At 59.5% G+C, this 21,559-nt stretch carries 23 protein-coding genes and 2 riboswitches; of the genes, 13 read left to right on the forward strand and 10 right to left on the reverse strand.

Features of this window, described 5'->3' with window-relative positions:
* Window positions 1-64: 64 nt before the first annotated feature.
* The 7 genes from Q0802_RS08815 (at window position 65) to Q0802_RS08845 (ending at window position 7,427) form a co-directional block, all read left to right on the forward strand.
* Window positions 65-820: a class II aldolase and adducin N-terminal domain-containing protein gene (locus Q0802_RS08815; protein ID WP_298916603.1), complete on the forward strand. Its 756-nt coding sequence runs from the start codon at window positions 65-67 to the stop codon at window positions 818-820.
* The gene (locus Q0802_RS08820) at window positions 810-1,826 is read left to right on the forward strand and encodes a sterol desaturase family protein (protein WP_298916606.1); all 1,017 of its coding nucleotides are present in this window, start codon (window positions 810-812) and stop codon (window positions 1,824-1,826) included. Before Q0802_RS08815 ends, Q0802_RS08820 begins: the two co-directional genes overlap by 11 nt.
* 106 nt (window positions 1,827-1,932) lie before the next feature.
* Window positions 1,933-3,096 carry an acyl-CoA dehydrogenase family protein gene (locus Q0802_RS08825; protein WP_298916608.1) on the forward strand — a complete coding sequence of 388 codons (1,164 nt, stop codon included), beginning with the start codon at window positions 1,933-1,935 and terminating at the stop codon, window positions 3,094-3,096.
* A gap of 7 nt (window positions 3,097-3,103) precedes the next feature.
* Window positions 3,104-5,155, forward strand: coding sequence for an acetate--CoA ligase family protein (locus Q0802_RS08830; RefSeq protein ID WP_298916609.1), 2,052 nt, complete (start codon window positions 3,104-3,106; stop codon window positions 5,153-5,155).
* A complete protein-coding gene (locus tag Q0802_RS08835; RefSeq protein ID WP_298916612.1) occupies window positions 5,142-5,921 on the forward strand; it encodes a carnitinyl-CoA dehydratase in 780 nt (259 codons plus the stop codon). Before Q0802_RS08830 ends, Q0802_RS08835 begins: the two co-directional genes overlap by 14 nt.
* A gap of 47 nt (window positions 5,922-5,968) precedes the next feature.
* Complete coding sequence (locus Q0802_RS08840) at window positions 5,969-6,847, forward strand: SDR family oxidoreductase (RefSeq protein ID WP_298916615.1); 879 nt, start codon at window positions 5,969-5,971, stop codon at window positions 6,845-6,847.
* A gap of 19 nt (window positions 6,848-6,866) precedes the next feature.
* Entirely contained in the window at window positions 6,867-7,427 is a 561-nt protein-coding gene (locus tag Q0802_RS08845; protein WP_298916618.1) for an exopolysaccharide biosynthesis protein, read from the forward strand.
* A 3-nt stretch (window positions 7,428-7,430) separates the two neighbouring features.
* Here Q0802_RS08845 and dxs read toward each other — a convergent pair whose 3' ends face one another.
* The 5 genes from dxs to Q0802_RS08870 all read right to left on the reverse strand — a co-directional run bounded on the left by dxs (window position 7,431) and on the right by Q0802_RS08870 (window position 11,781).
* Window positions 7,431-9,362, reverse strand: a complete 1,932-nt coding sequence (gene dxs, locus Q0802_RS08850) for a 1-deoxy-D-xylulose-5-phosphate synthase (RefSeq protein ID WP_298916621.1) — start codon at window positions 9,360-9,362, stop codon at window positions 7,431-7,433.
* Window positions 9,363-9,372: 10 nt separating this feature from the next.
* On the reverse strand, window positions 9,373-10,242 hold the full coding sequence (locus tag Q0802_RS08855; protein WP_298916624.1) for a polyprenyl synthetase family protein: 870 nt from the start codon (window positions 10,240-10,242) through the stop codon (window positions 9,373-9,375).
* 2 nt (window positions 10,243-10,244) lie between these two features.
* The gene (locus Q0802_RS08860) at window positions 10,245-10,487 is read right to left on the reverse strand and encodes an exodeoxyribonuclease VII small subunit (protein WP_298916627.1); all 243 of its coding nucleotides are present in this window, start codon (window positions 10,485-10,487) and stop codon (window positions 10,245-10,247) included.
* Between the two features lie 83 nt (window positions 10,488-10,570).
* The gene (locus Q0802_RS08865; RefSeq protein ID WP_298916630.1) at window positions 10,571-11,272 is read right to left on the reverse strand and encodes a response regulator; all 702 of its coding nucleotides are present in this window, start codon (window positions 11,270-11,272) and stop codon (window positions 10,571-10,573) included.
* Complete coding sequence (locus tag Q0802_RS08870; protein ID WP_298916633.1) at window positions 11,269-11,781, reverse strand: MarR family transcriptional regulator; 513 nt, start codon at window positions 11,779-11,781, stop codon at window positions 11,269-11,271. The genes Q0802_RS08865 and Q0802_RS08870 overlap by 4 nt, the downstream gene beginning before the upstream one ends.
* Window positions 11,782-11,952: 171 nt before the next feature.
* Between Q0802_RS08870 and Q0802_RS08875 the strand changes: the two genes are divergently transcribed.
* Complete coding sequence (locus Q0802_RS08875) at window positions 11,953-12,822, forward strand: branched-chain amino acid aminotransferase (RefSeq protein WP_298916636.1); 870 nt, start codon at window positions 11,953-11,955, stop codon at window positions 12,820-12,822.
* A gap of 49 nt (window positions 12,823-12,871) precedes the next feature.
* On the opposite strand, the gene cobO is transcribed toward Q0802_RS08875, so the two are convergent.
* From cobO to Q0802_RS08890, 3 genes are all read right to left on the reverse strand, one after another.
* A complete protein-coding gene (gene cobO / locus Q0802_RS08880; protein ID WP_298916639.1) occupies window positions 12,872-13,471 on the reverse strand; it encodes a cob(I)yrinic acid a,c-diamide adenosyltransferase in 600 nt (199 codons plus the stop codon).
* 15 nt (window positions 13,472-13,486) lie between these two features.
* Window positions 13,487-14,461 (reverse strand): DMT family transporter, encoded by a 975-nt coding sequence (locus tag Q0802_RS08885; protein WP_298916642.1) that lies wholly within the window; start codon window positions 14,459-14,461, stop codon window positions 13,487-13,489.
* Between the two features lie 72 nt (window positions 14,462-14,533).
* Window positions 14,534-14,914: a DM13 domain-containing protein gene (locus Q0802_RS08890; protein ID WP_298916645.1), complete on the reverse strand. Its 381-nt coding sequence runs from the start codon at window positions 14,912-14,914 to the stop codon at window positions 14,534-14,536.
* A 145-nt stretch (window positions 14,915-15,059) separates the two neighbouring features.
* Here Q0802_RS08890 and Q0802_RS08895 point away from each other — a divergent pair, with 145 nt between their 5' ends.
* Window positions 15,060-15,653, forward strand: a complete 594-nt coding sequence (locus Q0802_RS08895) for a TetR/AcrR family transcriptional regulator (RefSeq protein ID WP_298916647.1) — start codon at window positions 15,060-15,062, stop codon at window positions 15,651-15,653.
* On the opposite strand, the gene aroC is transcribed toward Q0802_RS08895, so the two are convergent.
* Window positions 15,650-16,750: a chorismate synthase gene (gene aroC / locus Q0802_RS08900; protein ID WP_298916650.1), complete on the reverse strand. Its 1,101-nt coding sequence runs from the start codon at window positions 16,748-16,750 to the stop codon at window positions 15,650-15,652. The genes Q0802_RS08895 and aroC overlap by 4 nt on opposite strands.
* Window positions 16,751-16,841: 91 nt before the next feature.
* A riboswitch (TPP riboswitch) is annotated at window positions 16,842-16,943 on the forward strand.
* 35 nt (window positions 16,944-16,978) lie between these two features.
* On the opposite strand from aroC, the gene Q0802_RS08905 reads away from it, so the two are divergent.
* From Q0802_RS08905 to thiQ, 3 genes are read left to right on the forward strand one after another with little or no spacing between them, the layout of a single operon-like run.
* Window positions 16,979-17,959 carry a thiamine ABC transporter substrate binding subunit gene (locus Q0802_RS08905; protein ID WP_298916653.1) on the forward strand — a complete coding sequence of 327 codons (981 nt, stop codon included), beginning with the start codon at window positions 16,979-16,981 and terminating at the stop codon, window positions 17,957-17,959.
* The gene (locus Q0802_RS08910) at window positions 17,935-19,491 is read left to right on the forward strand and encodes a thiamine/thiamine pyrophosphate ABC transporter permease ThiP (RefSeq protein ID WP_298916656.1); all 1,557 of its coding nucleotides are present in this window, start codon (window positions 17,935-17,937) and stop codon (window positions 19,489-19,491) included. The genes Q0802_RS08905 and Q0802_RS08910 overlap by 25 nt, the downstream gene beginning before the upstream one ends.
* Window positions 19,478-20,170, forward strand: a complete 693-nt coding sequence (gene thiQ / locus Q0802_RS08915; protein ID WP_298916659.1) for a thiamine ABC transporter ATP-binding protein — start codon at window positions 19,478-19,480, stop codon at window positions 20,168-20,170. Before Q0802_RS08910 ends, thiQ begins: the two co-directional genes overlap by 14 nt.
* On the opposite strand, the gene Q0802_RS08920 is transcribed toward thiQ, so the two are convergent.
* Window positions 20,167-20,694: a 6,7-dimethyl-8-ribityllumazine synthase gene (locus Q0802_RS08920; protein WP_298916662.1), complete on the reverse strand. Its 528-nt coding sequence runs from the start codon at window positions 20,692-20,694 to the stop codon at window positions 20,167-20,169. The two genes, thiQ and Q0802_RS08920, sit on opposite strands and share 4 nt — an antisense overlap.
* Window positions 20,689-20,833: riboswitch (FMN riboswitch) on the reverse strand. Its footprint overlaps the gene before it by 6 nt.
* Window positions 20,834-20,896: 63 nt before the next feature.
* Here Q0802_RS08920 and Q0802_RS08925 point away from each other — a divergent pair.
* Window positions 20,897-21,529 (forward strand): FMN-binding negative transcriptional regulator, encoded by a 633-nt coding sequence (locus Q0802_RS08925; protein ID WP_298916665.1) that lies wholly within the window; start codon window positions 20,897-20,899, stop codon window positions 21,527-21,529.
* Window positions 21,530-21,559: the final 30 nt, after the last annotated feature.

The raw sequence follows: 21,559 nt of genomic DNA on the forward strand, positions 1-21,559 counted from the left end.
TTTTCGTTGGTCAAGCAAGCCGGTTGGGTGTTGTGATACCATCGAACGACCCCGGAGGACCCTTATGTCTGTCACCGAATTGCGCGCCAATATGGATCATTGGCAGGAACGCGTGGATCTCGCCGCCGCCTTTCGCTGGACGGTGCGGCTGAACATGCATGAAGCCGTGGCCAATCATTTCAGCCTTGCGATCAACGAAGACGGCACCCGGTTCTTGATGAACCCCAATCAGATGCATTTTTCGCGGATCAAGGCCTCTGATCTGATCGTGGTGGATGCCAATGACCCGGCAAGCATGGAAGGGCCGGATGCTCCGGACCCAACGGCCTGGGGGTTACATGGCGGGTTGCACCGGCACTGCGCCCATGCGCGTTGCGCCATGCATGTGCATTCGCCCTATGCCACGGCGCTGGCCGCACTGGCCGACAGCCGCCTGCCGCCCGTCGACCAAAACGCCTGCACCTTCTTCAACCGCTACGTGATTGATGAAAACTATGGTGGTTTGGCCTTTGAAGAAGAAGGCGAGCGCTGTGCGCAACTCTTTGATGACCCGAAGAAAAAAGTCATGATCATGGGCAACCACGGGATCATGATCATCGGTGATACGGTGGCCGACACCTTCAACCGGCTCTACTATTTCGAACGGGCCTGCATGACCTACATCATGGCGCTGCAAACCGGCCAGCCGCTGCGGGTGCTGCCGGATGATATCGCCGAAAAGACCGCGCGGGAACTGGAGGACTATCCCGAACAGGACGCGCGCCATCTGGCCGAACTCAAAGCCATCCTGGACGAAGAAGGGTCAAGCTATGCTCAATGATGCCCGAACCGCTGGCCTTCCCGACAGCGCCGAAACACGGGAGGCAGGTCGCTGGAACTTCCGCCCGCAGGTACCGCTGGCGCAAAACCCGCTGTTTCAATGGCCCCCCAGACCGGCCGCGATTTTCCGTTGGTACGCCGCTTTCTGGCTGGAGATTTCCACCACCACGCTGTGTTTCGTGTTGGCGCTCGCCGCATATTTCGTGATTCTACCCGAACTGGCCGAGATGCAGGTGCTGGCTTGGGGGGGGGTGATCAAGGTCTGGCTGGCCAATCTGGTCCCGCAGGTGATCTGCGCAGGCACCCTGCATTACTGGCTGATCATGCGCAAAGGTCAGGGGGAAAAGACCAAATACGACCCGCGCGATCAGGCGCGCAACAACGGCACCTTCACCTTCGGCAATCAGGTTCATGACAATATGTTCTGGCACATCGCCAGCGGCATCACGCTCTGGACCGCCGCGCAGGTGCTGGTGTTCTGGGCGATGGCCAATGGCTATGCGCCTGTGATGCTTTTTCCCGGCAATCCGGTCTGGTTTGTGGCGTTTTTCGTGCTGCTGCCGATCTGGTCGAGCTTTCATTTCTACTGGGTGCACCGGCTCTTGCACTGGCCGCCGCTTTACAAGGCGGCGCATGCGCTGCACCACCGCAACGTCAACGTGGGCCCCTGGTCCGGCATTTCGATGCATCCCATCGAACATCTGTTGTTCTATACGAATTTCGCGATCCATTTCGTGGTGCCCAGCCATCCGCTGCATGTGCTGTTTCATGGCTATGTGCAATCCACGCATCCTGTCTTTTCGCACTCCGGCTTTGAGGAGATCATCGTTGGTGACAAACGACAGGCCAAGGCAGGCGTGTTTTTCCACCAGCTGCATCACCGTTATTTCGAATGCAATTATGGCACTGTAGAGATGCCGTGGGACCGCTGGTTCGGCAGCTATCACGATGGATCAGCGCAGGCCACTGATGAAACCCGCGCGCGCAAAAAGCAGATGTACACGTGATGCTCTGCCGTTTTGTGGATGATCTGACGCGCTGGACAAGCACGCGCCGGTTGGGAAGATAGGCGGGCAGATCGCCGCTTTTCCCTGACACCACACGAGAATCCCCATGACAAACTACGGTCTGACCGATGAACACCAGATGATTGCGGATACGGTCCGGTCATTTGTGGAGAACGAAATTTATCCTCATGAAGCGCTGGTCGAGCGCACCGGTGAGGTGCCGCAGGAGATTGCGCAGGAGATCAAGCGCAAGACCATCGAGCTTGGATTTTACGCCTGCAACTTCCCTGAAACGGTGGGCTGCGCAGGGCTCAACCATCTGGAATTTGCGCTGGTGGAGCGGGAGTTGGGGCGCGGGTCCATGGCGCTCAACCATTTTTTTGGCCGCCCGCAGAACATCCTGATGGCCTGCGAGGGCGAACAGGTCGAGCGCTACCTCATGCCCGCCGTGCGCGGCGAGCGGATGGACGCGCTGGCGATGACCGAACCCGGGGCCGGATCGGATGTGCGGGGAATGAAATGTGCCGCCGTGCGAGAGGGCGGCGATTGGGTTGTGAACGGCACCAAGCATTTCATTTCCGGTGCGGATCACGCCGATTTCATCATCGTTTTCATCGCCACCGGTGAGGATCAGACCCGCAAGGGCCCCAAGAAACGCATCACCGCCTTTCTGGTGGATCGCGACACGCCGGGCTTTACCATTCGCGAGGGCTACAAATCGGTCAGTCACCGGGGGTACAAGAACATGATCCTCGACTTTGACGATTGCCGTCTGCCGGACACCCAAGTGCTGGGCGCGGTCGATGGCGGGTTCGAGGTGATGAACACCTGGCTTTATGCGACCCGGATCACCGTGGCGACCATGTCGGTGGGGCGTGCGCGGCGGGTCTTTGACTATGCGCTGACCTATGCTGCGGAGCGCGAACAGTTCGGCCAGAAGATCGGCAAGTTTCAGGGCGTCAGCTTTCAGCTTGCCGATATGATTACCGAGATTGATGCGGCGGATTTGCTGACACTCGCCGCGGCGGATCGGCTGGACAAAGGTTTGCCCGCGAACCGCGAGATTGCCAGTGCGAAGCTTTATGCCTCCGAAATGCTGGCGCGGGTCACGGATGCGGCCATCCAGATTCATGGCGGCATGGGGCTGATGGACGACTACCCGCTGGAACGGTTCTGGCGTGACGCGCGGGTGGAGCGAATCTGGGACGGAACCTCGGAAATTCAGCGCCATATCATAAGCCGCGATCTGCTGCGCGCGCTTGGGGCCTGAGAGCACAATGGCGAAGGATTTGACGCGCCTGTTGCGCCCGCGCAGCATCGCCGTGATTGGCGGGGGCGCGTGGTGTCGGCAGGTCATTTTGCAGGCTCAAAAAATGAGCTTCGATGGCGGGCTGCATCTGGTGCATCCGCGCGAGATCGAAATCGAAGGGGTCAAGGCGGTTGCCAAGATCAGCGACCTGCCTGATGTGCCGGATGCGGTGTTTATCGGCGTCAATAGGCAGGCAACCGTTGAGGCAGTGACGGCCCTTTCGGCCATGGGCGCGGGCGGGGCGGTGTGCTTTGCCTCGGGCTTTTCCGAAGCCGCCGCAGAAGACGGAAACGCCACCACGCTGCAACGGCAACTGGTTGATGCCGCCGGGGACATGCCGATCCTCGGGCCCAATTGTTATGGGTTCATCAATGCGCTGGACGGCGCACTGCTCTGGCCGGATCAGCATGGCTGCGACCCTGTCCCGCGCGGTGTCGCCATACTGACCCAAAGTTCCAACATTGCGATCAACCTGACCATGCAGCGCCGGGCTCTGCCCATTGCCTGCATGGTGACCTGCGGGAACATGGCGCAGACCCGTCAGGCGGAAATTGCCATGGCCCTGCTGGACGATCCACGCATCACCGCCATCGGGCTGCACATCGAAGGTTTTGGTGACACGGGGCAGTGGCATGATCTGGCGATGAAGGCGCAGGAAAAATCCGTACCACTCATCGCGCTCAAGGTCGGCGCGTCCGACCAGGCACGCAACGCCACGATATCGCATACGGCCTCTCTTGCGGGTAGTGACGCAGGCGCGCAGGCCTTGTTGGACCGGTTGGGGATCGCGCGCCTGCATGACTTGCCCAGCTTTCTGGAGACGCTGAAGCTCTTGCATTGCAACGGGCCGCTGACCTCAAATGCGCTCTCCTGCATCAGTTGTTCCGGGGGTGAGGCCAGTCTGGCCGCCGATACCGCCGCGCATTCTGCCCTCACATTCCCGGCCCTGACCAATGATCAGGAATCTGCCCTCTTAGAGGCTCTTGGGCCGATGGTTTCCCTATCCAACCCCTTGGACTATCACACATATGTCTGGGGGGATGTTGACAAGATGACCGCCGCCTGGCTGCCGATGGCCGCGAGGCATGTGGGATTGACCCTGATCGTTATCGACTATCCCCATACGGATGCGAGCGATTGGCAAAGTGCCACCCAGGCCGCAATCGCCGTCCGAAAGCGCGGTGGCCAGCCCGTCGCCGTGGTGGCAACGCTGCCGGAACTGATGCCGCGCGAGGTTGCCCGCGACTTGATGGCGGCGGGCGTTACGCCCTTATGTGGTCTGCGCGAGGCGATGAATGCGGCTGAAGCCGCGGCCCAGATGCGCGCGCCGCACCGGATGCCGCCGCTTGTGCCAGGGCATGATCGGACCGTCGCCCCTTTAAGTGAAGCCGACGCAAAAGAGCTGTTGCGCGGGTTCGGGGCCGACACGCCGCGCGCGGTCGCTGTGCATGGTGCCGGCGACGTGGCGGTAGCCTCTGATCTGGCGGCACCCCTGGTGCTGAAAGGGCAAGGCATCGCCCATAAATCAGAAGCCGGTGCCGTGATGTTGAACCTCACTCACGATGCGCTTGCCGTCACGGCGCAGCGCATGAAGGCCCAAAGTTTTCTGATCGAGGAAATGGTGCAAGGCGGTGTTGCCGAATTGCTGATCGGGGTGACACGCGATGCAGCACACGGGTTTGTGCTGACCCTCGGCGCGGGCGGTGTGATGACCGAGCTTTGGCAGGACACGACGTCGCTGCTTTTGCCGGTGACCGAAGACGATGTGACGGCGGCCCTGACCCGGTTGAAAACCTACCCGTTGCTGACTGGGTTTCGTGGCAGGCCCGCTGCCGATCTGACCGCGATCACGCGGGCCGTGATGGCCCTGCAAAGCTTCGTTATTGCACATGCCGAACGGATCGGTGAGGCTGAGATCAACCCACTTATCTGCACTGCTGACCGCGCCGTGGTTGCGGATGCGCTGATCACCATGACCCCTGACACAAACGCGCAAGGAGAGCCTGATGGAGCCGATTAAGACAACCCGAAAAGGGGCAATTTTGCAGGTGACGCTCGACCGGCCAAAGGCGAATGCGATTGATCTGAGAACCTCCCGCATCATGGGCGAGGTTTTCGCCGATTTTCGCGATGATGCAGAGCTGCGCGTGTGCATTCTGACCGGCGGCGGCGAAAAGTTCTTTTGCCCCGGATGGGATCTGAAAGCGGCGGCAGAAGGGGACGCTGTTGACGGGGATTACGGCGTGGGCGGCTTCGGCGGGTTGCAAGAATTGCGCGACATGAACAAACCCGTCATTGCGGCGGTGAACGGGATCGCCTGCGGCGGTGGGCTGGAACTGGCGCTGAGCGCGGATATGATCCTGGCGGCGGATCATGCCACTTTCGCGCTGCCCGAAATCCGCTCCGGCACGGTGGCCGATGCGGCCTCGGTCAAGCTGCCCAAGCGCATCCCCTACCACATTGCGATGGAACTGCTGCTGACCGGGCGCTGGTTTGATGCCGAGGAGGCCAAGGGTTGGGGCCTGATCAACGAGATCGTGCCTGCCGCGGATCTGATGGCGCGCGCCTGGGCGCTGGCGGAACTTCTCGCCTCGGGTCCGCCGCTGGTCTACGCGGCCATCAAGGAGATCGTGCGCGACGCTGAGGACTCCAAGTTTCAGGACAGCATGAATCGCATTACCAAACGCCAGTTGCCAACGGTGGATCGGCTGTACGCTTCTGAGGATCAGATGGAAGGTGCGCGCGCCTTTGCTGAGAAGCGTGATCCCGTTTGGAAAGGCCGTTAACGCGCTGAGTGCTTGAACCTTGTGGCCGGGACGTCCACCTTGGGCATATGACAAAGACACTTCTTTCAATTGGTCACGGCTTCAGCGCCCGCGCCCTGGCTGCGCGTCTGATCCCGCAGGGCTGGCGTATCATCGGCACCACGCGCAGCGATGCCAAAGCGTCTGAGATCGCCGCCACAGGTGTTGACCCGGTGATCTGGCCCGGCACTGATATTGGCCCCATGCTGGCGCAGGCGGATGCGCTGCTGGTTTCTGCCGGACCGGGACCGCAGGGTGATCCGACACTTGCAGAAATGCGATCCGACATTGCGACCGCCGCCGCGCATCTGGATTGGGTCGGGTATCTTTCGACAACCGGTGTTTACGGCGACCATCAGGGGGGATGGGTCGATGAAACCTCGGCCCTGACACCATCGACCAAGCGCGGTCAGGCCCGTGTCGAGGCTGAAGCTGCATGGCAGGCAATCCCCGATCTCAAGCTGCATATTTTCCGGCTTGCGGGGATTTACGGCCCCGGACGCGGCCCCTTTGCGAAGGTCCGTAAAGGCACGGCGCGGCGCATCATCAAGAAAGGTCAGGTGTTTTCGCGCATCCATGTTGAGGACATCGCGCAGGTGTTGGAGGCCTCACTGGCGAAACCCGATCCCGGCGCGATCTACAACCTTTGCGATGATGACCCGGCCCCGCCGGAAGACGTGATTGCCTATGCTGCCGAATTGCTTGGCCTGCCGCTGCCGCCCGCAGTGGATTTCGAGACCGCGGAGATGACCCCGATGGCGCGCAGCTTCTACGCGGAGAGCAAAAAAGTGCGGAACGATCGGATCAAACAGGCGTTGGGTGTTCAACTGCTTTACCCGACCTACCGGGTTGGGCTGAACGCTTTGCTGCAAGAGGAACTGCAAGATCGGGACGTTTCGGACATATGATGACTGGCCGCTGACCCATTTGCTGGATGCGGTGGATAACGCCGCGACAGATGAGAAGGTGGCGGTGCAGGAAATCGTGTCTGAGATCGGGGACCGTACCATTACGCCAGTCATTCTGGTGGTCGCACTTTTTCTTGTCTCACCTCTTTCCGGTGTGCCCGGTATTCCGACGATCTGTGCCGCGATCATCGTCATGCTCGCGCTTCAGGCGCTGATGGGGTACCAGCTTTGGTTGCCTGAGAAGGTCATGGCGATGCAGATATCAAGATCTGCTCTGGAGCGCGCCGTGCAATGGTTGCGCGGGCCTGCCAGCTGGATTGACCGAAACTCCCACCCCAGGCTCCAGTACCTGACCCGCGGACCTATGCGTATGCTGATCCTTGCGCAATGCGCTGTCATTCCGCTGGGCTGGCCCGCGTTGGAACTGGTGCCCGGGGTCACATCGCTGGCGGCTGCGACAATCGGGCTTTTCGCATTTGGCCTTTTTGCTCGCGACGGATACTTCGTCATTGCTGGCTATATCGGCATGGTTGCCGTGCCGCTGGGGGCGGTATTGCTGGTGAGTGCAGCGATGGGGTGAAGCTCAGGCCCGCGCTTCACCGATCTGAGCCACTCCCAGAACGTCTAGGACCTTGCTCTCAATATCCGAAGCGTTCAGTTTGGCGACGGCGTACATGTCCGCCGGGCTGGCCTGATCAATGAAGATGTCCGGCAGCACCATGGAGCGATATTTCAGACCGGTGTCAAAGACGCCTTCTTCGGCAAGCAACTGCGCCACATGGCTGCCGAAACCGCCCACCGCGCCTTCTTCGATGGTGATCAGCGCTTCATGTTCTGCGGCCAGATTCAGGATCAACTCCCGGTCGAGCGGTTTGGCAAAACGGGCGTCTGCGACGGTCGGTGTGATCCCTCGCGTCCTCAGGGCTTCTGCTGCCTTCTCGACTTCCGCCAGACGGGTGCCAAAAGACAAGAGTGCAACGCGTGCGCCCGCAGAGATGATCCGCCCCTTGCCAATCTCAAGCGGTGTGCCGCGCTCTGGCATCTCCACGCCCTGACCTTCACCGCGGGGAAAGCGAAAGGCGATGGGCCCGTCATCATAGGCGGCGGCGGTCGCCACCATATGTTTCAGCTCCGCCTCATCGGCGGCGGCCATCACCACAAAACCCGGCAGATTGGCGAGGTAGGCGACGTCAAAGGCACCGGCATGGGTGGCCCCGTCCGCCCCGACCAATCCGGCACGGTCAATGGCAAAGCGCACAGGCAGGCGTTGAATGGCCACGTCATGCACCACCTGATCGTACCCGCGCTGTAGAAAGGTCGAATAAAGCGCGCAGAACGGTTTCATGCCGCCCGCCGCCAGCCCGGCAGAAAAAGTCACGCCGTGCTGCTCCGCGATGCCCACATCAAAGCATCGGCTGGGATATCTTTCGGCAAAAAGGTTCAGGCCGGTGCCATCGGGCATGGCAGCCGTGATGGCACAAACCCTGTCATCCTCGGCGGCTTCCTGTAGCAGGCTGTCGGCAAAAACGCGCGTGTAGCTTGGCGCGTTGGAGGGAGTTTTTTTCTGCTCGCCTGTGATCACGTCGAATTTGGCGGTCGCATGCCCCTTGTCACGCGCGGTCTCGGCGGGCTCGTAGCCTTTGCCTTTCTTGGTCAATACATGGATCAGGATGGGTCCGGTCGCCCGCGCCTTCACGGTGCGCAACACCGGCAGCAGCTGATCCATATCGTGCCCATCAATGGGGCCTAGGTAGGAAAACCCCAGTTGTTCAAAGAGCGTGCCCCCAACGGCCATGCCTTTGAGGATATCCTTGGCGCGTTTGGCCCCTTCTCTGAAGGGTTCGGGCAACAGGCTCACCGCCCCCTTGGCAGCAGCCTTAAAGTCCTGAAAGGGTTCTTCGGCATAAAGTCGGCTGAGGTAGGTGGACATCGCCCCCACGGGCGGCGCGATGGACATTTCATTATCGTTCAGAATGACGATCAGCCGTTTTTTCAGGTGGCCCGCGTTGTTCATCGCTTCATAGGCCATGCCAGCGCTCATCGACCCATCACCGATCACGGCGATCGCATCACCCAGACCTTCGGGCACAACGCCACCCAGATCGCGGGCAACGGCAAAGCCCAGAGCGGCAGAAATCGAGGTGGAGCTATGTGCCGCCCCAAAAGGATCGTAGGGAGATTCCTTGCGCTTGGTAAAACCGCTGAGGCCATCCTTCATGCGCAGCGTACGAATGCGGTCGCGCCGCTCGGTCAGGATTTTGTGCGGATAACATTGGTGGCCGACATCCCAGATGATCTTGTCGCGTGGCGTGTCAAAGACAGCATGCAGCGCAACGGTCAGTTCCACCACGCCCAGGCCTGCCCCCAGATGCCCGCCGGTGACGGATACCGCCGAGACAGTTTCCGACCGCAATTCACGGGCCAGTTGTGTCAACTGCCGATCCGACAGTTGTTTCATGTCAGCCGGTCGATTGATCGTGTCCAGCAAAGGTGTGTCCGGTCTGTCTGACGTCATAGCAAAGCTCTCAATGCGCGCGCGTTACAACGAAACGCGCAGCCTCTTTTAGTGTGTTGGCATCATTTCCGTAACCCGCCAGGCTGTCGCAGGCTTCATCAATCAGGTCAGCGGCCCTTTGACGTGCGGTATCCAGCCCCAGGAGCGAAACAAAGGTGGCTTTGCCGGCACTGGCGTCTTTGCCCACCGCCTTGCCCACGGTTGCACTGTCTCCGGTGACATCCAACACGTCATCTGCGATCTGAAACGCCAACCCCAGAGCGCGTGCATAGGATTGCAGAGGGGTTGTATCGGCCTCCGCCATTGCGGCACCAGCCGTCGCCGACCATTCGATCAAGGCACCGGTCTTGCCCTGCTGGAGTGTCGTGATCTCGGCCAGGGTCAGAGGCTCTGCTGCTGTTTCCGCCGCAATGTCCAATGCCTGGCCCAAGACCATACCCTGCACACCGCTGGCGCGCGCCAGACGCAACACCAGATCTGCGCGCACCGATGGTTTGGCGCTGGTCTCGGCGCGGCTCACGAGTTCAAAGGCGAGGGTTTGAAGTGCATCCCCTGCCAGAACGGCCGTGGCTTCATCCCATTTCTTATGCACGGTCGGACGCCCCCGTCGCATGTCATCATCGTCCATGCACGGCAGATCATCATGCACCAGCGAATAGGCGTGCAACGCTTCAATGGCGGTGGCAGGCCAGATGGCATGGGTCGCGTCAATGCCATGCAGGCGGGCGCTTTCAAGTACCAGAAAACCACGCAACCGCTTACCGCCATGGGTCGCATGGGCCATGGCGTCCACCACAGGCACATTGTCCAGGGCTGCCAGAACAAGGTCGAAATGCTTTTGGATGGCCTGAGCAGACGCGCTCAGACGGTCGGCAAACATGCTCAGAGCCCTTCGACCGGTGTCGTGCCTGCCGCGTTTCCGTCACCATCCAATGTGATGGCGGCAACCTTTTCCTCAGCTTCCTTGAGCTTGGTTTCACAGCGGGCCTTCAGCGCCGCGCCACGTTCATAAAGGGCGATGCTCTCATCCAGGGCCACATCGCCACGTTCGAGCTGGCCCAGAACCTTTTCCAGCTCGGCCATCGCTTGTTCGAAACTCATTTCACCTACGGGCGTGTCCGTCATTGCCGCTTTCCTGTTCCAAAGTCGTTGCAGACCATAGCGCCCAAGTGCGGGCGTTGCCAGTCCGTCCGGTCAACAATGTCGGGTTATTCGGGTGCCAGCATGTATCCTGCACCCCGCACGGTTTGCAGATAGCGCGGTTGCTTGGGGTCTTCCTCGATCTTGCGCCGCAGCCGGGTAATCTGAACGTCTACGGCGCGTTCCTGCGCTTGTCCGCGATCGCGCCCCAGTTCCTCGACCAGTTTGGCGCGGCTGATCGGTTCGTTGCAACTGGCAGAGAAGATTTTCATCAACTGCATCTCTGTGGCGGTCAGCCGCACAAGTTCTTCGCCCTGCCACATCTCGCCACGCTCCATATCGTAGCGAATGGCCCCAAGCGACAGCACCTTGGGCGCAATCTGATCGGCGGGCGCTTCGGGCATCCGGCGCAGGATTGCATTGATGCGCAGTAACAGCTCCTTTGGCTCGAAGGGCTTGGCGAGGTAATCATCCGCACCCGCTTCCAATCCTTCGATCCGATTGCCGGTTTCACCTTTTGCCGTCAGCAACAGGATCGGCACGGCACGGGATTCTCGCAGAGATTTGGTCAGGGTCAGCCCGTCTTCGCCCGGCATCATCACATCCAGAACGATCAGATCGAAATCCAGACCGGACAGAATGCGCCGTGCGTGTTCCGCGTCGCGTGCTGCCGTGACCAGAAACCCGTTCCGCATCAGAAACTTTTGCAGCAATGTCCGAATGCGCTCATCATCATCTACAATCAGCAGATGGGCGTCCATATCACTCATGTGCCGCTGTCCCTCAGCCGCGTGTACGCAAAACGCATTTCCCGGTCCATCATCGCCTCCAACACCGTTCGAAACCCTGCGACGGCTTCGGGTCCGGCATCTCTGAATGCCATCCGCATCCGCGCGCGTTGGGCGTCTGACAGCTTCTGCTCCAACGCCTGACCATCCTCGGTCAGAAACAGATGCCTTTCGCGTTTATCCACTTTACCGACCTTGCTTTCAACCAGTCCATCTTCGATGAGCGTACGAAGGACGCGGTTGAGCGACTGTTTGGTCACGCCGAGTATATTAAGCAGGTTATTAACCGTCGTGCCCGGCGCGCGGTTGATGAAGTGCACGGCGCGATGATGCGCACGACCATAGGCCAGATCGCTGAGGATACGGTCTGGATCAGCCGTAAATCCGCGGTAGGCAAAAAACATTGCCTCAATACCCTGCCGTAGCTGCTCGTCGGTCAAAAACAGAAGGTTTTCACCGCTTTGGGCTGTTGTTGATCGCCCGTCTGCCATCGGTTTGCCTCAAAATACAATAATCAACTTGAGCCAGTATATGTCAGTGTTGTTGACATTCCAAGAGTGAACGGCTATCGAATCGCATCTTTTGCGCAATATTATGTCCGTATCGGACGTATCTGGCGCAATAAATGCAAATCTGGCGGCAAACCTAGGGAAGGAAAGACGATGGCAGGCGCTTACAATGACCGCGACGGCAAGATCTGGATGAATGGCCAAATGATCGAATGGCGCGAGGCCAATGTCCATATTCTGACGCACGCAATGCACTATGCTTCGTCCGTCTTTGAGGGTGAGCGCGCCTACAACGGCAAGATTTTTAAAAGCCGTGAACATTCCGAACGCCTGATCCGATCAGCACAGATGATAGATTTCGAAATCCCCTACACGGTGGACGAAATCGAAGCCGCAAAGGTCGAAGTTCTGGCCGCAAGTGGGCTGCAGGACGCCTATGTGCGCGCCATCGCGTGGCGCGGGGCTGGTGAAGACATGGGGGTAGCCTCCGCGCGCAATCCGGTGCAACTGGCGATCGCTGCCTGGGAATGGGGTGCGTATTACGGGGATGCCAAGATGAAGGGCGCCAAGCTCGACATCTCCAAATGGAAGCGCCCCAGCCCCGAGACGATCCCCAGCCATGCCAAGGCCGCCGGTCTTTACATGATCTGCACCATGTCAAAACACGCGGCGGAGGCGAAAGGGTGCTCTGATGCGATGATGTTCGACTATCGCGGTTATGTTGCCGAAGCCACGGGGGCGAATATTTTCTTCGTCAAGGACGGTGAAGTTCACACGCCGGACCCCGACTGTTTCCTCAATGGGATCACCCGCCAGACCGTTGTGGGCATGCTAAAGGATCGTCAGATCAAGGTGCATGAGCGGCACATCATGCCCGAAGAACTGGAAGGGTTCGAGCAATGCTGGCTGACGGGTACGGCGGCAGAAGTCACTCCCGTGGGTCAGATTGGCGACTATAACTTCGAGGTCGGCAGCATCACCCGCGAAATCGCCCAAAGCTACGAAAAACTGGTACGTGCCTGAAAGTTCATTGGCGGGTGGCAATGCCGCCTGCCGAAGTCCTTGACCGGGGTCAGAAATCGACGCCGCGCTGCGCTTTGATCCCGGCCTTGTAAGGGTGTTTGACCTCGGTCATTTCGGTGACCAGATCGGCAAATTCCATCAGCTCAGGCTTCGCATTGCGACCAGTCAGGATGACGCCGGTGCGCTTGTCACGGCCTTTCAGGCTTTCGATGACCTGTGCCACGTCGAGATAGTCGTAACGCAGGGCGATGTTGATCTCGTCCAGCACGATCAGGTCATAATCCCCGCTCTCCATCATCTGGACAGCCTTGCCAAATGCGGCCTGGGCCGCCGCAATATCGCGCTCCCGGTCTTGCGTATCCCAGGTGAACCCTTCGCCCATCGTATGCCAGGTCACATCGCCCAACTGGTCGAAAAACCGCCGTTCTCCGGTTATCCACTTGCCTTTGATAAACTGGACAACGCCCACTTTCTGCTTCCATCCAAGCGCGCGGATGACCACACCAAAAGCGCTGGAAGACTTTCCCTTGCCGTTGCCCGTATGTACCAGCACCAGCCCCTTTTCCGGGTCCTGTAACTCGGCAACCTTTGCGCGGTGCTTGGCCTGCACTTCTTTCATCTTTTCCTTGTGGGTCTCTGGGTCGCTCATTTCCTGATCCTCTGGTTAGGGGGCACCTGAAGGTGGCATATTGGGCTTGGATTTGCTGCGGTCCAGCCCCAATTGACGTTCTCGCCAAATGATCAGCACGCCGCCCGCGATGACAAGGGTGGCACCGAGGATGATCGGACCGGTGGGGACTTCGCTAAACGCCACATAACCGATGATGCTGGCAAAGATCATCGAGGCATAATCAAAAGGTGCCAGCATGGAAGCGCCGCCAAAACGATAGGACGAGGTGACCATGATTTGCGCAACCCCGCCCACGAGCCCTGCAGTTACCAGCCAAATAAATACCGATCTGTCCGGCCAGACCCAGACAAAAGATGGGTGATCGACAACCCACCCGATGGGCGCGGAGAACAGGGCAAGGCAAGTTGCCGTGGCGGAGAAGTAAAAGACAATCGCCGCCGTGTGGTCGGTCTTGACCAGCCGTCTGACGTGGATTTGCACGAGGGCCCGCAAGATCGAGGCCACCAGAACCATGATGGCCCCCAGTGTCGCGGCTTGTGACAGATCATCAGATCCGACACTCAGGCGTGGTGCCATGACGATCATGACGCCGACAAGCCCGAGGCCGACCGCAGACAGGCGAAATATCCGGACCTTCTCGCCCAGCAATACAGCCGCGAAAAGCACTGTGAACATGGGCGACGCATATCCGATTGCCGTGACTTCAGGTAACGGCAGAAGACCAAGCCCGGCAAAGGTCAGGCCCATGGCGGTGGTCCCGAAAACCCCGCGCCAGACGTGGCCCATGAGGTTGGAAGGGATCAATCCTTCACGGAGCTGACCGCGCTGCCAGAGCCATATCGCAATGATGGGCATGGCGCACAAGGACCGGAAAAACACCGCCTCACCGGGCGGCACTTCGCCTGAAACACCTTTGATGATGGCCGCCATCACCATGAACAGAAAAACCGCGCAGAGCTTTAAAGCAATAGCGCGGCCGGGGCGATTTTGAGTGAGGTCTTGGGCCATGGGCCTCTCTTGCGCCCGTGGTGGTGAAAGATCAAGCGCGCAAGGGATGCCACGCTTGATCCTCCTTTATTCTCAGTTCAGGGCTGCGACGCCAAGCGGAACCGAGAATTTCAGGCACCAGATGTAGATTTCATTGTAGTCATCTACATTTACGGAAGCAGGCACGGTGTAGACCTGTTTGCCGTTCAGATTTTGCAGCACGCCCAGATCTGCTTCTGGTGCATAGCTGCCATCCTTACCGAAGGCCACGCGTGGGTCAGGCGCGCCATCCAGCGAGAATTTTTCGTCCAGAGTCACCGTTGCGGTACCATCGGCGTTTTTCACGACCGTTACACCGCCGGTTGTAATGTGGTCGCTTTTACCGATGAAACTGCCGGAAGTTTCAGCAGCGGCACCAAAGGCTGCAAGGACAGTAAGGCCGAGAGCAAGGAACGCGTTGAGGATGATTTTCATGGAACCAGTCTTTCTATTTTCAGGCTGTTGCGGTTTGTGATAGCGGCAAGTTAGGATTTGGAACCATTTAGTACAATACACGTTTGCGTGAATTGTGTAACGATTGGTTCCGAACTATATTGATGCTGGCGCACAGGAGTAAAAAATGGCACGGCCTCGAGAGTTCAAGACAGATGACGCGATCAAAAAGGCCGCCAATGTCTTTTGGGAAAAAGGCTATCTGGAAGCGTCACTGCCTGACTTGCTCGATGGCATGGGGTTGACGCGCGGCAGCCTCTACAAAGCCTTCAAGGATAAGAAAACGCTTTTTCTTCTGGTGCTTGCCCATTACGAGGACGAAGCTGTCGGTGCGGCCAAAGCCTGTCTCACGGATAGCTCCGTGCCGGATGGTCGTGATAGAATTCTCAGCCTTTTCGCCGCTCTTTGCGCGGCAGTGGCAGCAGGCGATACGCGCGGGTGTTTGTTGTGCTCTGCGGCCGCGGGCTATGAAATGTCTGATCCGGATATCGCGGCAGCGGTCGAAAAGGGCATGAGTGGCATTCGCGAAGGTTTGGAAGCGGCTATGAACGATTCTCCCCTGCACGCAGGAATACCGGACGTCGAGCGTCGCGCCATCGCCAATGTCCTGTTGACCCAATACATCGGGCTGCGCGTGCTGGCTCGTTCCCGCATGCCGCTGGGCATCGTCGAGCAAAGCGTTGACAGCATCAGACGCCTGTTGGAAATGGATGGCGCCTAACCAATGTGTCCGCGGTTCTCGCCGATCTGACCGCGATGCAGCAGCATATGGTCGAGCAGAACACAGGCCATCATCGCTTCGCCAACCGGAACAGCGCGGATACCCACGCATGGATCATGCCGACCCTTGGTGATGATCTCGGTCTCTTCGCCCAACTTGGTGATCGTGCGGCGCGTGGTCAGAATGCTGGATGTTGGTTTGACCGCAAAGCGCACGACAATGTCCTGACCTGTGCTGATACCACCCAGAATACCGCCCGCGTGGTTGGAGCTATATTCAGGCCCATCCGGACCCATTGTGATCTCATCGGCGTTCAGCTCACCGGTGAGCATCGCGGCGGACATGCCTTCACCAATCTCGACGCCCTTGACCGCATTGATGCTCATCATTGCCGCTGCCAGATCCGTGTCTAGCTTACCATAGACCGGCGCGCCCAGCCCGGCGGGCACACCGCGTGCCACAACCTCTATGATCGCGCCGACGGAACTTCCTGACTTGCGCAGCTTGTCCAGATAGTCGGCCCAATCCGCGGCGGCCTGCGCATCCGGGACCCAAAAGGGGTTCTGGTCGATCTGGTTCCAGTCAAATCGCGCCCGGTCGATCTGATGCGGACCCATCTGGGTCATGTACCCCTTGATTTCAACGTTTGGTGCCATCGCTGCCATCGCTGCGCGCGCAAGCCCCCCGGCCGCAACCCGCGCTGCCGTTTCGCGCGCGCTGGAGCGCCCACCGCCGCGATAGTCGCGCAGCCCGTATTTCTGAAAATACGTGATGTCTGCATGACCCGGGCGGAACTTCTCCTTGATGTCGCCGTAATCTTTGGATCGCTGATCGGTGTTCTCGATCAACAGTTGCACCGGCGTGCCTGTGGTCTGACCCTCAAAAACGCCGGACAGGATTTTGACCTCATCCGCTTCACGCCGCTGCGTGGTGTATTTGTTCTGGCCGGGTTTGCGTTTGTCCATCCACTGCTGGATCATTGCCTCATCAATGGCGATACCCGGCGGGCATCCATCCACGGTCGCCCCCAGCGCAGGTCCGTGACTTTCACCCCATGTGGTGACGCGGAATAGGTGGCCAAAGCTGTTGATCGACATGAAACGCTCCTTTGATCCCGGTGCTTAGCGGGGCAGGCGGGTCGCCTCAAGAGCTTATCGCTTGCCAATCCCGCGCAACCGCACTACCTGTCGCCCTACCTCGGGGGGCCTTTCCGGCTGAGATGTGCATATGCGCGGACCCGTAGAACCTGAACCGGTTAAGACCGGCGGAGGGAAGGTGAGCTGATCATCCTCTTTCGCCGTTCGACGCATTTGAAAGGACTGATCATGCGAAGAACTCTTCTTGTCACCAGCCTGTTGCTGGCCACTCAAGCCGGGGCCGACACCCCGGTGCTGACCGTTTATGCGGGTGATTATTTCACCTCCGAATGGGGTCCCGGCCCCAAGATCGAAGCCGGGTTCGAGCAAACCTGCAACTGCGAACTGCAATTTGCCACCGGCGATCTGCTGCCGCGCCTGCTACTCGAAGGAGAGCGCACCAAGGCGGATGTCGTCATTGGCCTGACCTCCGACGTGACCGCAAAGGCCCGCGCGACGGGGTTGTTTGCGCCACACGGTCAGGACAACGGCGCTCTGACATTGCCGATCGAATGGACGGATAACACATTCCTGCCCTTCAACTACGGCCACACGGCGTTCATCTACAATGAGACAACGATGGATGCGCCGCCCGCGAGTTTCGACGCGCTTCTGGAGATGTCTGATGACGTGAAACTGGTCATCCAGGACCCGCGCACGTCCATCTCCGGTCTGGCGCTGGTGCTCTGGGTTCAGGCCGTTTACGGCGAAAAAGCCGCGGATGTCTGGACAAAACTTGCCCCTAAAATCCTCACAGTGACGAAAGACTGGTCCGCCAGCTACGGCATGTTCACCGATGGTGAGGTTGACATGGTGTTGAGCTACACGACTTCGCCCGCCTACCACATGTTCGCCGAAGAGGATTTCACCAAGAAGGCCGCGATCTTCCCCGAAGGTCACTATTTTATGGTTGAGACCGTGGGCAAGATCGCCCAGACCGACCAGCCGGAACTGGCCGACGCCTTCATGGCCTATGTGTTGTCGCAGGATTTCCAGCAGATGATCCCAACAGCCAATTGGTCCCTGCCGTCAGCGCTGCCCAAGGACCAGTGGCCCGAAGGCTGGGCGCAACTGGCCCTGCCGGAAAAGGTCCTCTTCTATTCGGAAGAAGAAGCAGCCAGCCTGCAGGCTGAAGCGATTGAGACATGGCGCAGCGCGCTCAGCCAGTAATCGGCACTACCGGGATCGTCGCGGGCGGCTTTGTCGTCGTGGCGGTCCTGTTGTCCTTTCTGGGCATTGGCTTACGTGCCGAGGTTGGTCGCGGCATCGGACCTGCCGAATGGGCCGCGATCCGCTTTACGGTGGTGCAGGCACTCCTGTCGGCGCTGATTTCGGTGCTCTGCGCCATTCCCTTGGCCCGGGCGCTGGCCCGGCGACGGTTCATCGGGCGCGGTTTTCTGATCACCCTGTTGGGAGCCCCGTTCATCCTGCCTGTGATTGTCGCGGTGCTGGGGCTCCTGACTGTCTTTGGCCGATCAGGCTGGGCAAATGCCGCTTTGGGCTATTTTGGGGTACCCCCGCTTTCAATTTACGGGCTGCACGGCGTGGTTCTGGCCCATGTTTTTTTCAATCTGCCACTGGCAACGCGGCTCCTGCTGCAAGGCTGGCAGAGCATCCCAGCCGAGCGGTTTCGGTTGGCCGCCCAGCTCAACTTACCGCCGCGGATGATCCGGCGCACCCTAGAATACCCGTTGCTCGTGCAAATCGTGCCCGGTGCGGCAGCGCTGGTGTTCGTCATCTGTTTGACCAGTTTTGCCGTGGCCCTCACGCTGGGCGGCGGGCCGCGTGCGACAACCATCGAACTGGCCATCTATCAGGCGTTCCGGTTTGATTTTGACCTCGCCCGCGCGGCATTGCTGTCGCTTATTCAACTTTTTCTTGCCGGGGGGGCTGCGTTGATCGCGCTGTGGATTATCCCGAATTTCCCGCTTGGCGCCGGTCTGGATCGCACCCTGCAACGCTGGGATGCGCGGTCGGGCCTGCAACAGGTTCTGGACGCAATTGTCATCGCATTGGGCAGCGCGTTCCTGCTGCTGCCGCTTCTGGCGATTGTTCTGGCCGGATTGCAAGGTCTGCCGGAAATGCCTGCGGTTGTGTGGAAAACGGCGGGGAATTCGCTTGGTGTTGCGGTGCTCAGTATCCTTACCCTGCTGATCATTGCACTGCCGATGGCCGGATGGATCAGTACGCGCAGGGCAGGTGGCGCCGAAGCCATCGGGCTGATCGGTCTTTCCGCCTCGCCCCTGATGATCGGTACCGGCTGGTTCATTCTGATCAATCCGATTGCCGATCCGGTACCTCTGGCCCTGCCGGTGACGGCGCTGATCAATGCGATGATGGCGCTGCCTTTTGCCCTGCGGATACTTGTGCCGCCGATGCGGGACACGCTGGTTACCTTCGACCGTCTGTCGCGCTCTTTGGGCCTGCGCGGTTGGTCCGCCTGGCGGTGGTTGGTGCTGCCGCGGTTGCGCGCCCAAATCGGTTTTGCTGCGGGTCTGACCGGCGCGTTATCGGTCGGGGATCTTGGCGTCATCGCCCTTTTCGCAGACCCGGACCGGGCAACACTGCCGTTGCAGATGTACCGCTTGATGGGCGCGTATCGTACCGAGGCCGCCGCCGGCGCGGCGTTGCTGCTGCTCGCGATGGCATTGGGGCTTTTCTGGCTCTGCGACAAGGGAGGCCGCTGGCGTGCTGAAGCTTGAAGATGTCGTGATGTCTCAGGGGAATTTTGCCCTGAAGGCCGATTTCAGCGTCGAGCCGGGACGTAAAACCGCCGTGATCGGACCTTCGGGTGCCGGAAAGTCCACCCTGCTTGGTGCGATTGGAGGGTTTTTGCCGCTACGCGGTGGCAAACTATGGTGGCAGAAGCGAAACATCACCCATGCTGCGCCGGGCGAACGTCCGATTGCGATGCTGTTTCAGGATAACAACCTGTTCCCGCATCTCAGCATCGCCAGAAACATCGGGCTTGGCATTCGGCCGGACCTGAAATTGTCGGCAAGCGATCAGGACCGCATCGGTAAGGCGCTGGAGAGAGTGGGCCTGCGCGAGATGGTAGACCGAAAACCGGGGGAACTTTCGGGCGGCCAGCAAAGCCGTGCCGCTTTGGCCCGCGTGCTGGTTCAAAATCGGCCAGTGATCCTGCTGGATGAGCCCTTTGCGGCCTTGGGGCCCGCCCTGCGGCATGAAATGCTCGATCTTGTGCATGATCTGAGCAATGAGACAGGTGCCACCCTGTTGATGGTAACCCATGACCCGCAGGATGTGCGGCGCATTGCCGATGACGTGATTTTTGTCGAAGGCGGGCGGGCTGAAGCGCCGCAACCGGCGGCGGCGCTGCTTGAGAACCCGCCGCCAGCCCTGCGCGCCTACCTCGGCTAGGCCGCCTTGGCGCGCAATGACGCGCGTGCTTTCAAAATCCCGAGTACCGCTGATGCGGCCTCTTTGCCCTTGGTCACAAAATGGGCGCGATAGATCGCGTTGTGGTGATTAGTTTCCTGATAATGATGCGGTGTCAGTGAAACGGATAAAACCGGCATGCCTGTATCCAGACCGACCCTCATCAACCCGTCCACGACGGACTGTGCCACAAAATCATGCCGGTAGATGCCGCCATCAACCACAAACGCGGCACAGATCACGGCGTCATAGTGACCGGTGGCGGCCAGATCGCGGGCCATCAAGGGCATCTCGAACGCCCCCGGTACGTCAAAAACCTCGACCTGTGAGGCAGGTATTTCCTGGGTAAATCCATCATAGGCGCGGTCCACGATATCCGCGTGCCACTGCGCTTTGACGAAGGCGAAACGGGTGTGTGTCATGATCATGATCTCCTTTTTGGTCCAGACACGTCCACCCAAGGCGATCACGATCACACAAGGCACACTGGCCCGGCGTTTTCGCATTCTCTTTCATCCGGACTATGACCGTCGGCTCTGGCATCTCACCAGATCTGCTTGTCACCTCGCAAGAGGCCGCTCGCGGGCTCGCAGCCTGTTGCTGCATACCGCCGGTGGGGAATTTCGCCCCGCCCTGAGAATGACCGTAACTTGCCAAGCCGCGCCAAAGCCTGCAAGAGAAAATGCAACACAAATCAAAGGCAGGTCGATGCACCCGAACTCCGTTTTCCACACTCATGACGATGCCGCCAACCTTGAATACGCGCGCGAACGCGCCTTTGGTGTGCTGGCGGTCAGCGGGGCAGAGGGGCCATGGCTGTCGCATATTCCGTTTCTGCTGGACGAGGATGGGGAGACGGTTTGGTTGCATTTGCTGCGCTCGAATCCGATTGCGCGGGCCTTGAAAGAGGCCGATTTGCCCGCGCGCATCGCGGTATCCGGGCCTGACAGCTACGTGTCACCCGATTGGTACGGCGTGATTGATCAGGTGCCGACGTGGAATTATGTGGCCGTGCATCTGACTGGAATGCTGGCGTTGCGCCCGCAGGACGAACTGCATAATCTGCTCGATCGCCAGACGGCTTTTTTCGAAGAACGTCTTTTGCCTAAAGCGCCATGGACCACATCGAAGATGTCAGACGGCGTCATGGACCGGATGATGCGGGCGATTGTGCCCTGCCGTATGAAGGTCACGGGTGTTGATGGCACCTGGAAACTCAACCAGAACAAGCCCGATGACGTCCGCGAACGTGCTGCCGATCATGTGGAAGCCTATGGTCAAGGTACCGACATTGCCGTTCTGGCAGCCCTGATGCGGGCCGCCAATGGACAGGGCCAATAGCTCTGCTAGGGTCGCCTGAAACCCGCGAAA

The organism is uncultured Roseobacter sp. (genome assembly GCF_947495275.1).
Lineage (GTDB): Bacteria > Pseudomonadota > Alphaproteobacteria > Rhodobacterales > Rhodobacteraceae > Roseobacter.

Bases quoted from the DNA above. Each gene is read 5' to 3' on its own strand.
- Q0802_RS08815 (WP_298916603.1), top strand. From the start codon at position 65: ATGTCTGTCACCGAATTGCGCGCCAATATGGATCATTGGCAGGAACGC.
- Q0802_RS08820 (WP_298916606.1), top strand. From the start codon at position 810: ATGCTCAATGATGCCCGAACCGCTGGCCTTCCCGACAGCGCCGAAACA.
- Q0802_RS08825 (WP_298916608.1), top strand. From the start codon at position 1,933: ATGACAAACTACGGTCTGACCGATGAACACCAGATGATTGCGGATACG.
- Q0802_RS08830 (WP_298916609.1), top strand. From the start codon at position 3,104: ATGGCGAAGGATTTGACGCGCCTGTTGCGCCCGCGCAGCATCGCCGTG.
- Q0802_RS08835 (WP_298916612.1), top strand. From the start codon at position 5,142: ATGGAGCCGATTAAGACAACCCGAAAAGGGGCAATTTTGCAGGTGACG.
- Q0802_RS08840 (WP_298916615.1), top strand. From the start codon at position 5,969: ATGACAAAGACACTTCTTTCAATTGGTCACGGCTTCAGCGCCCGCGCC.
- dxs (WP_298916621.1), bottom strand. From the start codon at position 9,362: ATGACGTCAGACAGACCGGACACACCTTTGCTGGACACGATCAATCGA.
- Q0802_RS08855 (WP_298916624.1), bottom strand. From the start codon at position 10,242: ATGTTTGCCGACCGTCTGAGCGCGTCTGCTCAGGCCATCCAAAAGCAT.
- Q0802_RS08860 (WP_298916627.1), bottom strand. From the start codon at position 10,487: ATGACGGACACGCCCGTAGGTGAAATGAGTTTCGAACAAGCGATGGCC.
- Q0802_RS08865 (WP_298916630.1), bottom strand. From the start codon at position 11,272: ATGAGTGATATGGACGCCCATCTGCTGATTGTAGATGATGATGAGCGC.
- Q0802_RS08870 (WP_298916633.1), bottom strand. From the start codon at position 11,781: ATGGCAGACGGGCGATCAACAACAGCCCAAAGCGGTGAAAACCTTCTG.
- Q0802_RS08875 (WP_298916636.1), top strand. From the start codon at position 11,953: ATGGCAGGCGCTTACAATGACCGCGACGGCAAGATCTGGATGAATGGC.
- cobO (WP_298916639.1), bottom strand. From the start codon at position 13,471: ATGAGCGACCCAGAGACCCACAAGGAAAAGATGAAAGAAGTGCAGGCC.
- Q0802_RS08885 (WP_298916642.1), bottom strand. From the start codon at position 14,461: ATGGCCCAAGACCTCACTCAAAATCGCCCCGGCCGCGCTATTGCTTTA.
- Q0802_RS08890 (WP_298916645.1), bottom strand. From the start codon at position 14,914: ATGAAAATCATCCTCAACGCGTTCCTTGCTCTCGGCCTTACTGTCCTT.
- Q0802_RS08895 (WP_298916647.1), top strand. From the start codon at position 15,060: ATGGCACGGCCTCGAGAGTTCAAGACAGATGACGCGATCAAAAAGGCC.
- aroC (WP_298916650.1), bottom strand. From the start codon at position 16,750: ATGTCGATCAACAGCTTTGGCCACCTATTCCGCGTCACCACATGGGGT.
- Q0802_RS08905 (WP_298916653.1), top strand. From the start codon at position 16,979: ATGCGAAGAACTCTTCTTGTCACCAGCCTGTTGCTGGCCACTCAAGCC.
- Q0802_RS08910 (WP_298916656.1), top strand. From the start codon at position 17,935: ATGGCGCAGCGCGCTCAGCCAGTAATCGGCACTACCGGGATCGTCGCG.
- Q0802_RS08920 (WP_298916662.1), bottom strand. From the start codon at position 20,694: ATGCGAAAACGCCGGGCCAGTGTGCCTTGTGTGATCGTGATCGCCTTG.
- Q0802_RS08925 (WP_298916665.1), top strand. From the start codon at position 20,897: ATGCACCCGAACTCCGTTTTCCACACTCATGACGATGCCGCCAACCTT.